Source organism: Exiguobacterium sp. UBA1053 (genome assembly GCF_002316465.1).
Lineage (GTDB): Bacteria > Bacillota > Bacilli > Exiguobacteriales > Exiguobacteriaceae > Exiguobacterium_A > Exiguobacterium_A abrahamii.
Genome location: NZ_DCDO01000005.1, coordinates 180,585 through 195,393, shown reverse-complemented (window position 1 = coordinate 195,393; position 14,809 = coordinate 180,585). Strand labels below are relative to the sequence as shown.

Here is a 14,809-nt window from a genome sequence, read left to right as displayed (position 1 = left end):
CGCACTAAGGGTCCATGATTTTTTCAGTGCAACGATTCCATACAATTTCTTTAATCGAAACGTAAATTGACATTTCATTAAATGTACGGATAATGGAGATTAGCGAACTTTACGGAAAATTTACATGAAAATGAGGGTTTACATGATGGAAACGCGATCCGCACGAAAGAGACAGCCAAGTGCTGGCAAGATGTTCATGAAAGTCATCGCTGCACTCGTCCTGCTTGTCACAATCATCGGTTCTGGATATGCTGGAGCTGTTTTTATTAAAACGCAAGAAACATTGGCAAAGACGCAGATTAACATTCCCGGCTCGAAGGTGAGCTCTAAATATGATGATGTTCCGTCTGAATCGTTCTTGATTCTTGGGACGGATGAAACGAAAAAAAGTAAAGAACGAAATGAACCGGCGCGATCAGATGTCATGATCGTCGGAATCTTAAATAAAAAAACGGAACAATTAGTGTTGACGAGTATTCCGCGTGATTCACTCGTGAACATCGATTATTCGAAATACGATGTACCTTATGGTAAGACAGGTGTTGAGCAAGATAAAATCACCCATGCCCATTACTTCGGTTCGATGGATAAATCGAATTCCTATAATGGGATTAAATTAGCGCGTGAAACGACAGAAAACCTGCTCGGTATTCAAATCGATCACGTCGTTAAAGTTAATTTCCAAGGATTCGTTCAATTGATTGATGCATTGGACGGCGTAGACATCGATGTACGATATGCGTTCAAAGAGCAAGATTCAAAACGTAAAGCCGGTACTGTCACTGTTGATAAAGGGATGCAACATTTAACAGGAGAGCAAGCACTTGCTTACGTCCGGAACCGTCATGATGATCCGCTCGGTGATATCGGACGCGGTCAAAAACAGATGCAAGTCATTCAAGCGGTCGCCAAAGAAGCGGCAAGTTTTCGTTCCCTCAGTGCATACCGTGATATTTTGGATGCTGTCGGTGATAACGTCGAAACGAACTTAGGTCCGAACGATTATACACGCTTAGCAGATTTCACGGCAGCGTTACGTAATACGACGGAGTACCAACTCGCTGGAGAAGGCTACATCGGTATTAGCGGGAAATGGGAATATCATCTCGATCCGAATCAATTGGAGCAAGTGAAAAGTAATTTAGCAAAAGCGATGCAAGGTCAAGAAGTCGAACCGATCAAGGAAGAGACAGACCCGGCACAAAGTACGACAGAAGAACCAGTGACAGAGACGGAAGCCGTCCCTGCACAGTAAGACACACTAAAAATCCCCTTGTATCATCGTCACTGTACGACGATACAAGGGGATTTTTAGCGTTGGCGTTCCATTTCAACGGTGAAGGTATAGCGGTCGCCGCGGTAAGCGGAGATGACGTATTCAAACGGTTGCTCTGTTGTCAGGTACGTTAGTTGCTCGACAGATAAGACAGGCGAAGCGGTCGATAGACCAAGATGGCCCGCCTCTTCCTTCGTTGCAAGACGTGATTCGAACGTTTGACTCGCACGTCCAAGATTTAATCCGCTCGCTTCTGCAAATGCATAGAGCGATGCGGTCGCGACGTCTTGATCGAGTCCAGGTAAGAGCTGTTCCGGGATATAGACGGTCTCAAGGGCAAGCGCTTGCTCATCTGCGATTCGTAAACGTTTCAATTCATACACGGATGCTCCTTCGCGAATCCGGAGCTTATTGGCAATCGTCATCGAGGCGTCGATGATTTGATAGGAAAGTAGCGCACTCGTTGGTTCTAAACCTAAGTGCTCCATCTCTTCCGAGAAACTCGTCAATCCAGACAGTTGCATGACGATTTTTTTATTCGCGACGAATGTTCCACGTCCTTTTTGACGAATCAAGTAACCGGCGTTGACCAAGTTTGAAATGGCTTGTCGGACCGTCATTCGGCTGATTTGGTGCGCTTCGGCAAATTCGCGCTCGGACGGGATCAGATCGCCAGGTTGAAGAACACCGCTTTCGATTTGTTGTTTTAAGGCAGCTTCGATTTGATAGTAGATGGGGAGTGGTGAATTTTTATTGATATGCTGAATCACGGCATTTCGTCCCTTCGCGATCGGTAGTCTTTCGTCTAGTGTACTAGGAAAAAGGCAAGCCGACAAACGATTCTGGATGAAATATGGCATAATACAGAGTGAAACTGACAGAGAAAGGTGGTCGAGGCATGCGCCCCGAACAAATAGAATCCGATGTCCGAACCTTTCAGACATCCATTCGCACGACAAAACAAATAGATGGCTATTGGGTTGCTTTAGAGAAAAGTTACTTCTATCCGGAGAGCGGTGGACAGCCGGCAGATCGTGGAACATTGAACGACCAACCGGTCCTTGACGTTCAAATCGAAGACGGTGTCGTCTGGCACCAACTGGCGACGCCGCTCACAGGTGACGTCACCGGTATCGTAGATGACGCAGTCCGGATCGATCATGCGGCGCAGCATACGGCACAACATGTCATCTCTGCGATCCTACAAGATGAATCAAATATCAAGACACTCAGTTTTCGGACGGGAAGTGAGGTCTCGACGCTTGATATCGAGACATCTGAATGGACAACTATGCAACAAGAACAGCTGAATCGACGATTACGCCAGGTGATTGAACAAGGATTACCGATCACGGCGACAGAGTATGACGAGGCGGAAGCGCTATGCTTACCGTTACGAAAAACACCACAAGTCGAAGGACGAATTCGCGTCGTTCAAATCGGCACACTCGATTATAGTGCCTGTGGTGGAACGCATCTCGATTCAACGGCACAGCTTGAGTCGATTCTCTTTACCGGAGTCGAGCGGATTCGTGGAAATATTCGTCTTTCTTATGTCGCAAAGGAACGGGCATACCAACTCGTTCAGGCAGAACGACGAGCCTTACGGGAAGCGGCGCAAGCCTTGTCGGTCAAACCAGTTCAAATGCTAGAAGCCGTCCAAGCGTTACAAGAAGAGCAGAAACGCTTAACGAAACAGGTCGAACACGCCCAGGAACAACTCGCAACGTTCACACTCGCTCACGCTTTAGAACAACAAGAAGGCATTCTTGTGTTTGAACATCTGGATGAAGAAATCAAAATATCCGAGCAACTTGCTAAAGCGATTCAAGCAGCGGGACGCGTCGGCGTCGTCTGGAATGCGACGACGAACAAGCTACTGATGAGTAGTCCAGGTGAACCCCATCTCGGGAAGTTCGCTAAAGCATATGTTCAAGCATTCAATGGGCGAGGCGGAGGAAGTGCGGTTCAGGCACAGGCACAATTTACGAATCGGGATGATGCGATGGCATATGTCGATCGATTACGGGAGGAATATCAGTCATGACAGTCATTCAAGTACGTACAGCAGAACAACATCAAGCCGTCCGGATGATCCGGGAGCGTGTCTTCGTCGAGGAGCAAGGCGTACCACGCCATCTTGAATACGATACACATGATGAAACAGCGATTCATCTGCTTGTCCTCGATGAAAAGAGTCGACCGGTCGCAACGGGACGTACCCGCCCATATGACGACCAACGGATGAAGGTAGAACGTGTCGCGACGCTAGCGACAGCACGAGGAAAAGGATACGGTGGTGAGTTGATGCAGGCGATGGAGCGTGTCGCACGGCGTGAAGGGAAACAACTTCTGACACTCGGTGCACAAGTTCAAGCCATCCCGTTTTATCAAGGACTCGGGTATACGATCGTCTCCGATGAATTCGATGATGCGGGCATCCCGCACCGGACGATGGAGAAAAAAATGTAAGTCATTTTGAAAGAAATCCTGCAAAAAGGGTTTCTTTTTTTTGTTTTCTATGTATATATATAATTCATAATGAATTTTTATACAGACAGATGAATTTAAAACCAGGAGGGAATTATACATGTCGAAACAAAAATTGATCTTAGCGTACTCTGGGGGACTTGATACATCGGTAGCCATCAAATGGTTGAGCAAGGACTATGACGTCATTGCCTTATGCATGGATGTCGGAGAAGGAAAAGATTTATCCGTCATTAAAGAAAAAGCACTCCTCGTCGGTGCGATCGAATCGATCGTCCTCGATGTTAAAGAAGAATTCGCACAAGACTTCGTCTTGCCAGCACTTCAATATGGCGCGCATTACGAAAATGCCTATCCGTTGATTTCAGCGCTTTCGCGTCCGTTGATCGCAGAAAAGCTCGTCGAAGTCGCGCATCAACATGGTGCAACGGCGGTCGCTCACGGATGTACCGGAAAAGGGAACGACCAAGTCCGGTTCGAAGTTTCGGTCGCAGCACTTGATCCATCACTCGAAGTCATCGCACCGGTTCGGGAATGGAAATGGTCACGGGAAGAAGAGATCGCCTATGCGAAAGAAAACAACGTGCCGATCCCGATCAACCTCGACAGCCCATACTCAATCGACATGAACCTCTGGGGACGGAGTAACGAGTGTGGCGTCCTAGAAAACCCTTGGACAGAGCCACCGCAAGACGCTTACGCGTTAACAGTAGCGCCAGAAGACGCACCGGATCAGGCAGAAGAAGTCATCATTGGCTTTGAAGCAGGTGTTCCGGTCTCGATCAACGGAACGACGTATCCACTTGCGAAACTGATCACGGAACTGAACATCATCGCTGGTGCACATGGGGTCGGACGGATCGACCACGTCGAGAACCGTCTCGTCGGTATCAAATCGCGGGAAGTCTATGAGTGCCCAGGAGCAACGGTTTTACTCAAAGCTCACGCTGCACTCGAGACGATTACATTGACGAAGGACGTCGCACATTTCAAACCACTACTCAGCAAACAATACGCAGAAACGATCTATAACGGTCTCTTCCATGCACCATTGACGAAAGGCTTGAAAGCATTCCTGACGGCGACACAACAGGACGTCACAGGAGAAGTTCGCGTTAAACTGTTCAAAGGAAACGCAACCGTGACAGGTCGTCAGTCCGCTTTCTCACTCTACGATGAGAAACTTGCGACGTATACGAAAGAAGACGCGTTCGATCATGAAGCAGCAAAAGGCTTCATCAAATTACACGGACTTGCCGTTTCGACTCATGCGAGCGTACATCGTCAGGCGGGTGTAACGAAATGACCAAACTCTGGGGTGGACGTTTTACGGAAAGTGCTTCCGCTCAAGCGGAAGCCTTCGGAGCATCGATCACGTTCGATCAAAAATTAGCGAGCGTCGATTTAAAAGGCAGTCTCGCACACGCGCAGATGCTATTTGAACAAGGGATCCTCGCTCAAGACGAGTGGACAAAAATCGAGCAAGGACTGAAGCAACTGGAAACGACGTTAGCGGATCATGTGTATACGCTAGCAGATGAAGACATTCACATGAATCTCGAGCGTCTATTGACGGAACAGATTGGTCCGGTTGCAGGAAAACTGCATACGGCACGGAGCCGAAACGATCAAGTCGCAACCGATTTACATCTATGGATGGAGCAGCATGTCGAAGCGTTGACGACGGCATTACGCGAGCTCCAATCGGTCATTACGGAACAAGCTGAGCAACATATCGAGACGGTTATGCCGGGGTATACGCATTTGCAACGGGCACAACCAATCTCGCTTGCGCATCACTTGCTCGCTTATTTCTGGATGTTCGAACGTGATGTCGAACGGTTGACGGACAATCAAAAACGAATTCGGAAATCACCACTCGGGGCAGGCGCGCTCGCGGGGACCACGTTCCCGATCGACCGTTTCCGTTCTGCCGAGTTGCTCGGTTTTGAGTCGGTCTATCCGAACAGTCTCGATGCTGTCTCCGACCGCGACTTTGTCATTGAATATCTCGGAATCGCCTCGACCGTCATGATGCATCTCTCACGTTTTTGTGAAGAAATCATCATCTGGGCGTCGCAAGAATTCGGCTTCATCGAGTTGTCTGACGCCTTCTCGACAGGCTCAAGCATGATGCCACAAAAGAAAAACCCTGATTTTGCTGAATTGATTCGTGGAAAAACAGGTCGCGTCTACGGCAACCTGATGGGCTTCTTGACGACGATGAAGGCATTACCACTCGCTTACAACAAAGACATGCAAGAGGATAAGGAAGGGGTCTTCGATACAGCAGATACCGTTCTCCAATCCGTTCAAATCTTCACCGGAATGATTGAATCCGCGACGTTTAAGACCGAAGCGCTCAAGAAGGCGACAATGCAAGACTTCTCGAATGCAACGGAACTCGCCGACTACCTTGTAACGAAAGGCATACCATTCCGGGAAGCGCATGAAATCGTAGGGAAAGCCGTCCTTTACTGTGTGCAGAACGGTTGTTTCCTGAAGGACTTGAATCTCGAGACGTATCAAACGTTCCATCCTGATATCACAGAAGACGTCTATCCGCTCCTCGATCCGGTTCAAGCAGTGGCACGCCGGACAAGCTACGGCGGTACAGGGTTTGCTTCCGTTTCGGAGCAACTCGAACTCGCGAAACAGCATCTTGCGAATTGACGAATTTTGAAAAAAATCAGTCAAATGACTGGATTTAACAAAAGATGTCTGCTATAACTGTAACTAACAACCGACAGATAGAGGCGCGGATGACATGAGTAGCATCATTCTTGAAGGCAAGCATGCTGAATGATGTGAAAGGGGAAGTCCGCCGAAGTGAACGAGAAGATGCTTCTTCTTATTTGCTGGTACAACGGTTAAGATCCGTTGTACTGCCGAAACCGATGTTTCGGAGCGCTATCTTACGTAAAAGAACGAATGACTTTGTCTTCGTTTGTCCGATCGTGATAACGACGGGCCGTAGGAACGCTCCTACCGGCCCGTCGTTTTTTTCTGTATCGGGACAAAGGAGATAGGATTGTGACAACTGTACTTAAATTTGGTGGAAGCTCGGTTGCGACTGTCGAACAGATTCAGTCTATTGCGAATTATTTGAAGAGTCGCGCAGCCGAAGGTGAAAAACTCGTCGTCGTCGTTTCGGCGATGGGCAAGATGACAGATTCTTTGATCGCTCAGGCACAAGCCATCACGGATCGCCCTGAGCGGCGAGAACTCGATCGGTTGCTTGCCATCGGAGAAGAACAGACGATTTCATTACTCAGCATCGCTCTCAACTCACTTGGCGTCAAAGCGTTATCGCAAACGGGCGCGCAAGCAGGGATCAGCACGATGGGCGTGCATACGAAAAGTAAAATCAAACAGATCGATGGAGATCTATTACGACAAAAACTCGAAACGTACGATGTTGTCATCGTCGCCGGATTCCAAGGTGTCAACGAACTTGGTGACGTGACGACACTCGGACGAGGCGGATCGGATACGACGGCTGTTGCTCTTGCGGCAGTCCTTGATAAACGGTGTGAAATCTACACTGATGTCGACGGTGTGTATACGGCTGATCCACGAATCCATGCCACTGCTCAACCGATTCCGCACATCTCATATGATGAGATGATGGAGATGAGCGCTCTCGGGTCGAAGGTTATGGAAATGCGGAGTGTCGAATTAGGAAAAAAATACGGCGTACACATCTTCGTCGGGAAAACACTTGAATCAAAAAGGGGAACATGGATCATGGAAGCGACGGAAACAATGGAACAAAAAGCGGTCACGAGTGTCAGTGTCACGAAGAACGTCTTGACGGTATCAATTAAACACGTACCGCAAACGAACGCAGCAGTAGCCGATATCTTCGAACTCTTATCGAACCGTCACGTCAATATCGACATGATCAGTCAAACGACGTTCGACAGTGACATCTTCTTATCGTTCTCTTGTCCACTCGACGAAGAAGAGTTCCTCGATGAAGCATTGAAAGACATCATGGATCGCTTCACGACAGTCAAGGTCGATCGCCATAATCAACACGCGAAATTATCTGTCGTCGGAATCGGGATGCGGGATGCAACAGGTGTCGCTTCGAAATTGTTCGCAATCTTCCGAGCAGAGAACATTCCGTTCTATCAAGTTACGACTTCAGAAATCAGCATCTCATACACGATTGCACAAGCAGATATTGAACGGACGGTTGCAGCGATTGCAAACGCGTTCGAGTTATAAGGAGGAAAACAGGATGTATCATGTAGCAGTCATTGGAGCAACCGGCGCCGTCGGTCAAAAAATGTTACAAGTACTAGCCGAACTGGACTTCCCGGTCAGCCGCCTGTCCGCTTACGCTTCTGCTCGTTCAGCAGGGAACACGGTACAGTTCAAGGGAGAAGCCATCACGATCCAAGCGCTGACACCAAATATCACGGAAGACGGGATCGATGTCGCGTTGTTCGCGGCGGGCGGAACGATCAGTGAACAATATGCCCCGTTACTAGCTGAAAACGGAACACTCGTCGTTGATAATTCAAGTGCTTTCCGGATGCAGGAGACGATTCCGCTTGTCGTGCCAGAAGTCAATCCACAAGCGATTCAAGCGACGGACCGCTTGATCGCAAATCCGAACTGTTCGACGATTCAATCCGTCGTCGCCTTAGCACCGCTCCAGTCACTGGGATTCGAGCGTGTCAACTATACGACGTATCAGGCCGTATCCGGTTCTGGTCAAAAAGGAATCGAGGATCTGGCACGTGGAGCACGCGGAGAAGAGCCCGTCAATTATCCGCATCCGATTCACGATAACATCTTGCCACATATCGATGTGTTCCTTGAGAACGGCTATACGAAAGAAGAGCAGAAGATGATTGACGAAACACGGAAAATTTTCAATCTTCCAGCACTACCAGTCAGTGCGACATGTGTGCGTGTTCCAGTCACGAATTCTCACTCGGTTGCGATCAACGTCACGTTTACGCAGCCGACGACGGTTGCAGCGATCCGTGAAGCACTTGAAGGCGCACCGGGCGTCGTCCTCATCGATGATGTCGCGAATACGCGTTATCCGATGCCACTCGATGCAAGTGGTACGGACGACGTCTACGTCGGTCGGATTCGACAAGATGATAGTCTCGCGAACACGTTCCATCTCTGGTGTGTAGCCGACAACATTCGAAAAGGTGCCGCCTCGAATGCCGTACAAGTCGCACGCCAAGCAATCGAACAGTCGATTCATTCATAAAAAAGGAGGAGTTCTTCATGTTCAAAGGAGCAGGTACAGCGCTCGTCACACCATTTAATGAAGCAGGCGAGTTGGATCTACACGTATTCGAACGCTTGATCGAGCAACAACTCGCAGCAGGAATTCAGGCGCTTGTCGTCGGAGGAACGACAGGAGAAGGATCGACACTGACGAACACGGAATTCGAACAACTACTGACGACTGCCGTTCAAATCACGGCAGGACGAGTACCCGTCATTGCCGGAACGGGTTCGAACAACACGGCAGCAACAATCGAGAAGACGTTACTCGCAGAGCGCCTCGGTGCGGACGCAGCGATGCTCGTCACACCGTACTACAATAAAACATCGCAAGCGGGTCTCGTCGCACATTTCACGGCGGTCGCTGATGCAACCGAATTACCAATCATGCTGTACAACGTTCCGTCGCGGACAGGCGTTGCGATCGCAGTCGAAACAGCAGTGACGTTAGCACGTCATCCACGAATCCAAGCGTTTAAGGAGGCGAGTGGAGACGTCAGCTTCATGGGTGAACTGATGGCGGCGATTCCGGAAGATTTCGCGGTCTTCTGTGGAAATGATGATCAAATCCTGCCGTACATGGCATGGGGGGCACAAGGCGTCATCTCAGTTCTTTCGAACCCGTACCCAGCAGAGACACAAGCACTTGCTGAGGCGTTACTCGCACAAGATCTCGTCACGGCTCGCCGGATTCAGGCAGACTTGTTACCGGTCATCGGTGCCTTGTTCAGTGACGTTAATCCGATTCCAGTCAAAGCATCGCTTGAAGAACTTGGCTTTGCTGTCGGTGCGCCGCGCTTGCCGCTCGTCCGTCAATCGGAAGCGGGACATGCCCACTTACTCGAAACGATGCGGGCTTACAAAGGAGTGGTTCGATGAAACTCGCGTTACACGGTTATGGGGCGACAGGACAATACGTCGTCGAACTCGCACCACAAAGTGTCGTGGCGATCGTTGACCGGACGAAGTCATCCGATACGATCGCTTCATATGCCGAGCTAACAGAGATGTCAGAAACGGTCGATGCGATCATCGACTTCTCGCATCCGAGTTTGCTACCTGATCTGCTCGCATACGGGCTGGCGACAAAAACACCACTCGTTATCGCAACGACTGGTTTTTCTGAGGCGGAACTGGCATCGATTAAGGACGCCGCAAAAGAAATTCCGATCTTCCAGTCGTACAACATGTCGTACGGTATCGCGATGGTGCAGCAACTGCTGAAGACACTCGTACCACTAGCAGGAGCGTATGACATCGAATTGCTCGAGAAACATCACAACCAAAAAGTCGATGCGCCAAGCGGAACAGCGGAGTTGTTATTGCAAACGATTCAGACGGCACGTGACGTCACACCGGTATATGACCGGTCACAGACGCGGCAAAAGCGAGAGACGAACGAGATCGGGATGCACGCGATGCGCGGTGGAACGATCTTCGGAGAACACGAAGTCTTATTCGCAGGTGTCGACGAATTGATTGAAATCAAACATACAGCGCTATCAAAAAAAGTATTTGCTTCTGGTGCGATCAAAGCAGCTGAGGCACTCATTCAAAAAACAGCGGGACTCTATACATTAGAGACGCTCTACACACAGGAGGATTCACATGTTACTCACTGATGCTTACGAAATTGCTAAATTCATTAAAGATGCTAAAAAACAAACACCGGTAAAACTTTACGTCAACGGCGATTTGGCGGGCTTGACGATCGAAGGCGCTACAGCATTCGGATCAGATGAATCAAAGATTTTCTTCGCGGATGCAGGACTTGCGGCTACTTTCTTAGAAAAGTATTCAGATCGCATCACGGATGTTCACGTGGAGTATGACCGTCGCAACAGTGCGGTACCAATGCTTGATACACGTCACTTGAATGCGCGCATCGAACCAGGTTCATGGATTCGTGATCATGTCGTCATCGGTGACAACGCAGTCGTCATGATGGGTGCAATCATCAATATCGGTGCATCAATCGGAGATGGTACAATGATTGATATGAACGCTGTCGTCGGTGCACGTGGGACGATCGGGAAAAACGTTCATGTCGGCGCAGGTGCCGTGGTTGCGGGTGTCCTCGAACCACCTTCAAAAACACCTGTCATCATTGAAGACGGTGTCTTGATTGGTGCAAATGCAGTCATTCTTGAAGGCGTCAAAGTCGGCAAAGATGCCGTCGTCGCTGCTGGTAGTGTCGTCACAGAAGACGTACCTGCTGGAAGCGTCGTTGCTGGAACACCTGCACGTGTCATCAAACAGAAAGATGCGAAAACAGAAGAGAAGACGCAATTGGTGGATGATTTACGTTCACTCTGATTGACGTCGAAGAGGAGGAAAACACATGGCAGTGGATACACAGTATGGAGAAGCAATTTGGTTAGATGGAGTCTTTCATGATCCGAAAGATGCGAACACGAGCGTCATGTCACATGCGATTCACTACGGTAGTGGATTCTTTGAAGGAATTCGTGCATACGCGACACCGGACGGACCGGCGATTTTCCAATTGAAGGAACATATCGAGCGTCTCTTCCGCAGTTGTGCGTACTACCATGTCACGATTCCGTATACTGTCGACGAACTTGTTCAAGCAACGATTGATTTAGTTGCGAAAAACGGATTTGAATCGTGTTATATCCGTCCATTCGTGTTCCTCGGTACGCCATGGCAAGCATTGATGGCGAAAGATACGACGGTTCATGTCGGCATCTCTTGCTGGGAGCTTGGGGAATACTTCGATAAAGGTGCTGGCATCCGTGCCAAAGTCGCATCATACCGCCGCGTCTCATCAACGATGATGCCGATGCAAGCGAAAGCGGCTGCGAACTATATGAACTCACAACTCTTAAAAGGTGAAGCGATCCGTGATGGATTTGATGAAGCCATCGCGCTCGACATGAACGGAAACGTTAGTGAAGCGAGTGTTGCGAATCTTTTCCTTCTTAAAAACGGAACGATTCATACACCGTCACTTGATTGTTCAGTACTCGACGGTATCACACGCCAAGTCATCATCCGTTTGGCACAAGATCAAGGCTATCCTGTCGTCGAACGTCACATCGGACGCGATGAGTTATATGTCGCAGATGAGATCTTCTTAACAGGAACAGCTGCTGAAATCACGAGTGTCGGTGAAATCGATCATATCTCCATCAACGGCGGAACACGGAACGTCGCAGATGAGTTGCTCGATCTTTACCGTCAAGCCGTCACAGGTCAATTGCCGCAATATGCGGATTGGTTGACGTATGTGACACCAGCTGTCGCAGAATGACGACGCGTACACTCGTCACGATCGATCGGAAGGCGGTGCGACAGAACGTCGCATCGGTCTTCGCTCGGTCACGTAAACGTATTTTTGCCGTGGTCAAGAACAATGCGTACAACTTAGGCATGCTCGAGATGGTCGAAACGCTGATGGCGTCTGATGTGCATCACTTTGCTGTCGCCGAGTTGTATGAAGCCATTGAAATCAAAACGAATTTTCCAGACAGTTATGTACTGGTGATGAATCCGACGGAGGATTTTGAAACAGCACGACGTTTCGGAATTGCACTCGGTGTCTCATCGCTAGAATGGCTCGCCCTAAACAGTAAACAGCTGCAGGGAATCGAGTTACATTTGAAGATCAACGTCGGGATGAATCGTTTTGGTGTCAGTTCGCTTCAAGAGGCGGAAGCTGTTCTTGCGCTTGCGCAAGCAGATTCGCTCGCTTTAACAGGTTTATATACACACTTTCCGCTTGCCGATGAGCCGGATGCGGATCACGATGGACAAGTCGAACGTTTCGTCGCCATTGCCGATGTGTTACGAAAGCGCCATACGTTTACGTATATGCACTCGGAAAACAGTGCGACGATCGTCAAACACGATCCGCGTCTCGCATTTTGTAATTATGTCCGCCCTGGAATCTTCTTATTCGGCTATTCACCGATTGAAAAGATGGACTGGCTCGTTCCTTCGCTACGGATGACGACGGAGGTCGTTGAAATTCGCGAAATCGGACCGGGTGAACACGTTGGGTACGGGACGAACTTTACGAGTACAGAACCGATGCGGATTGCCATCTTACCAGTCGGCTATGGAGACGGTGTCGTCCGTGGGCGTGCCGCTCTGCCTGTTCATATTAAAGAAAAACCTTATCCGGTCATCAATAAATTATTCATGAGTCATACGTTCGTCGCTGTCGATGGGACGGTTGAGGTCGGAGACGAGGTCGTGCTATACGGGGATGGCGTTGAAATTGACGATATTACTCGGACAGGAGCAGCGAACAATTCAGAGCAGATGTGTGCCCGGTCTTGGCGTTTGACGCATCAGTATCTATAAGGAGGAACTTATTATGTATGGAAGTCAATACCTGACAGAAGAAAACAATACGTTGCACATCGATGGTGTCGCAGCGACCGATCTTGCAGCACAGTACGGAACACCGTTGTATGTGATGGCAGAGCGGGAGCTGACGGATCGACTGGCGACCGTCCGGGAACACTTCCTTGATAAGTATCCGAACACGTATGCTTCCTTCGCTTCTAAAGCATTGACTGTCAGTGCGGTGTATGAACAAGTCGTGCGTCATGGTCTTGGAATTGACGTCGTCACGGGCGGGGAACTCTTCATCGCCCGTCAATCGGGCGTTCCAGCAGAGCGAATTTATTTCCATGGTTCGAATAAATCAACGGCTGATCTTCAGTATGCTGTCGAAGAAGGTGTCGGACGAATCGTCATCGATCACTTTGCAGAGATTGCACAACTGGAAGCGATTGCGGCACAAGCTGGTCGAACGGTTCATGTCTTGATTCGGATCGTGCCACAAGTCATCGGTGGAGCGCATGCGAAAATTCAGACAGGTGGTGTCGATACGAAATTCGGTTTCTCGACACATGCGTCAGATTACTTGGACGCAATCGAAGCGATTTTAGCATCAGAACATCTATCGTTACTTGGCATCCATTGTCATGTCGGTTCGCAAATCCAAGATCCGTCGCTGTTCGAACAGACGGCTCGGACGATGATGGGCTTCGTCGAAACAATTCGTGTACAACATGATTTCACAGTCAGCGAAGTCAACGTTGGAGGTGGGTTCGGAATTGCCTATACGCAGGACGACCAGCCACTTGACTTTGAAGCGACGATCGCACGCGTCATGGATGTCATTGAGACGGAAACGGCACGACTTGGCATCGAACGTCCGCGAATCGGTATCGAACCAGGACGCTGGGTCGTTGCGAATGCAGGGACGACACTTTATACAGTCGGGGCCATCAAAGAGATCGAAGGCGTCCGGACATATCTTTCGGTCGATGGCGGAATGACAGATAACATTCGCCCAGCACTTTACGGTGCGGTGTATGAAACGGTCATCGCTAACCGGATGAGTGGCGAAACGACCGAAGTGACGGTCGTTGGAGCAGCTTGTGAATCAGGGGATCTCGTCGCTGAAAAAGCACAGTTGGTTACACCGAACGGTGGCGATACACTTGCTGTCTTTGGGACAGGAGCGTATAACTTTTCGATGGCAAGCAACTATAACCAGTTCTTACGTCCGGCACTCATTTTCGTTCGGGACGGGGAATCCCGTGAAGTCGTCCGTCGACAAACGTATGCGGATTTGATTCAGTATGATCTTGGGATCAATGGGGTCCGTTCAGAGTCGTAAGAGGTGCGGGGTCAAACTAGAGGACAAAAAAACCGACGCTATCGCGCCGGTTTCATGCATACGATCTAAAGCGATTCTTCTCTTGAATAGAGAGGGATCGTTTTTTTGTGTTGCGATTAGCATAT

The 14,809-nt window shown here is 49.3% G+C and carries 14 protein-coding genes and 1 riboswitch; of the genes, 13 read left to right on the top strand and 1 reads right to left on the bottom strand.

Going from position 1 to position 14,809, the window contains the following annotated elements; all coding sequences use genetic code 11:
* The first annotated feature begins 142 nt into the window (after positions 1-142).
* Positions 143-1,255, top strand: coding sequence for an LCP family protein (locus B3G15_RS05105; RefSeq protein WP_231681811.1), 1,113 nt, complete (start codon positions 143-145; stop codon positions 1,253-1,255).
* Between the two features lie 56 nt (positions 1,256-1,311).
* On the opposite strand, the gene phnF is transcribed toward B3G15_RS05105, so the two are convergent.
* Positions 1,312-2,046, bottom strand: a complete 735-nt coding sequence (gene phnF / locus B3G15_RS05100; protein ID WP_029340766.1) for a phosphonate metabolism transcriptional regulator PhnF — start codon at positions 2,044-2,046, stop codon at positions 1,312-1,314.
* 128 nt (positions 2,047-2,174) lie between these two features.
* On the opposite strand from phnF, the gene B3G15_RS05095 reads away from it, so the two are divergent.
* The 12 genes from B3G15_RS05095 (at position 2,175) to lysA (ending at position 14,684) form a co-directional block, all read left to right on the top strand.
* Entirely contained in the window at positions 2,175-3,323 is a 1,149-nt protein-coding gene (locus tag B3G15_RS05095) for an alanyl-tRNA editing protein (protein WP_290716591.1), read from the top strand.
* Positions 3,320-3,748 carry a GNAT family N-acetyltransferase gene (locus B3G15_RS05090; RefSeq protein WP_050678062.1) on the top strand — a complete coding sequence of 143 codons (429 nt, stop codon included), beginning with the start codon at positions 3,320-3,322 and terminating at the stop codon, positions 3,746-3,748. The genes B3G15_RS05095 and B3G15_RS05090 overlap by 4 nt, the downstream gene beginning before the upstream one ends.
* A 118-nt stretch (positions 3,749-3,866) precedes the next feature.
* Complete coding sequence (locus tag B3G15_RS05085; RefSeq protein ID WP_290716586.1) at positions 3,867-5,072, top strand: argininosuccinate synthase; 1,206 nt, start codon at positions 3,867-3,869, stop codon at positions 5,070-5,072.
* A complete protein-coding gene (argH, locus tag B3G15_RS05080; protein WP_290716583.1) occupies positions 5,069-6,439 on the top strand; it encodes an argininosuccinate lyase in 1,371 nt (456 codons plus the stop codon). Before B3G15_RS05085 ends, argH begins: the two co-directional genes overlap by 4 nt.
* Before the next feature lie 70 nt (positions 6,440-6,509).
* Positions 6,510-6,687: riboswitch (Lysine riboswitch) on the top strand.
* Between the two features lie 112 nt (positions 6,688-6,799).
* Positions 6,800-7,999, top strand: coding sequence for an aspartate kinase (locus B3G15_RS05075; RefSeq protein WP_290716580.1), 1,200 nt, complete (start codon positions 6,800-6,802; stop codon positions 7,997-7,999).
* Positions 8,000-8,012: 13 nt separating this feature from the next.
* Positions 8,013-9,005 carry an aspartate-semialdehyde dehydrogenase gene (locus B3G15_RS05070; protein ID WP_064300864.1) on the top strand — a complete coding sequence of 331 codons (993 nt, stop codon included), beginning with the start codon at positions 8,013-8,015 and terminating at the stop codon, positions 9,003-9,005.
* A gap of 17 nt (positions 9,006-9,022) precedes the next feature.
* A complete protein-coding gene (gene dapA / locus B3G15_RS05065) occupies positions 9,023-9,904 on the top strand; it encodes a 4-hydroxy-tetrahydrodipicolinate synthase (protein ID WP_023467119.1) in 882 nt (293 codons plus the stop codon).
* On the top strand, positions 9,901-10,647 hold the full coding sequence (dapB, locus tag B3G15_RS05060) for a 4-hydroxy-tetrahydrodipicolinate reductase (protein ID WP_023467121.1): 747 nt from the start codon (positions 9,901-9,903) through the stop codon (positions 10,645-10,647). Before dapA ends, dapB begins: the two co-directional genes overlap by 4 nt.
* Entirely contained in the window at positions 10,634-11,341 is a 708-nt protein-coding gene (dapD, locus tag B3G15_RS05055; RefSeq protein WP_029340774.1) for a 2,3,4,5-tetrahydropyridine-2,6-dicarboxylate N-acetyltransferase, read from the top strand. Before dapB ends, dapD begins: the two co-directional genes overlap by 14 nt.
* A 25-nt stretch (positions 11,342-11,366) precedes the next feature.
* Positions 11,367-12,299, top strand: coding sequence for a branched-chain amino acid transaminase (locus B3G15_RS05050; protein ID WP_023467124.1), 933 nt, complete (start codon positions 11,367-11,369; stop codon positions 12,297-12,299).
* On the top strand, positions 12,296-13,354 hold the full coding sequence (alr, locus tag B3G15_RS05045) for an alanine racemase (RefSeq protein ID WP_050678066.1): 1,059 nt from the start codon (positions 12,296-12,298) through the stop codon (positions 13,352-13,354). Before B3G15_RS05050 ends, alr begins: the two co-directional genes overlap by 4 nt.
* A gap of 13 nt (positions 13,355-13,367) precedes the next feature.
* On the top strand, positions 13,368-14,684 hold the full coding sequence (gene lysA / locus B3G15_RS05040) for a diaminopimelate decarboxylase (protein WP_290716557.1): 1,317 nt from the start codon (positions 13,368-13,370) through the stop codon (positions 14,682-14,684).
* The last annotated feature ends 125 nt before the right edge of the window (positions 14,685-14,809 follow it).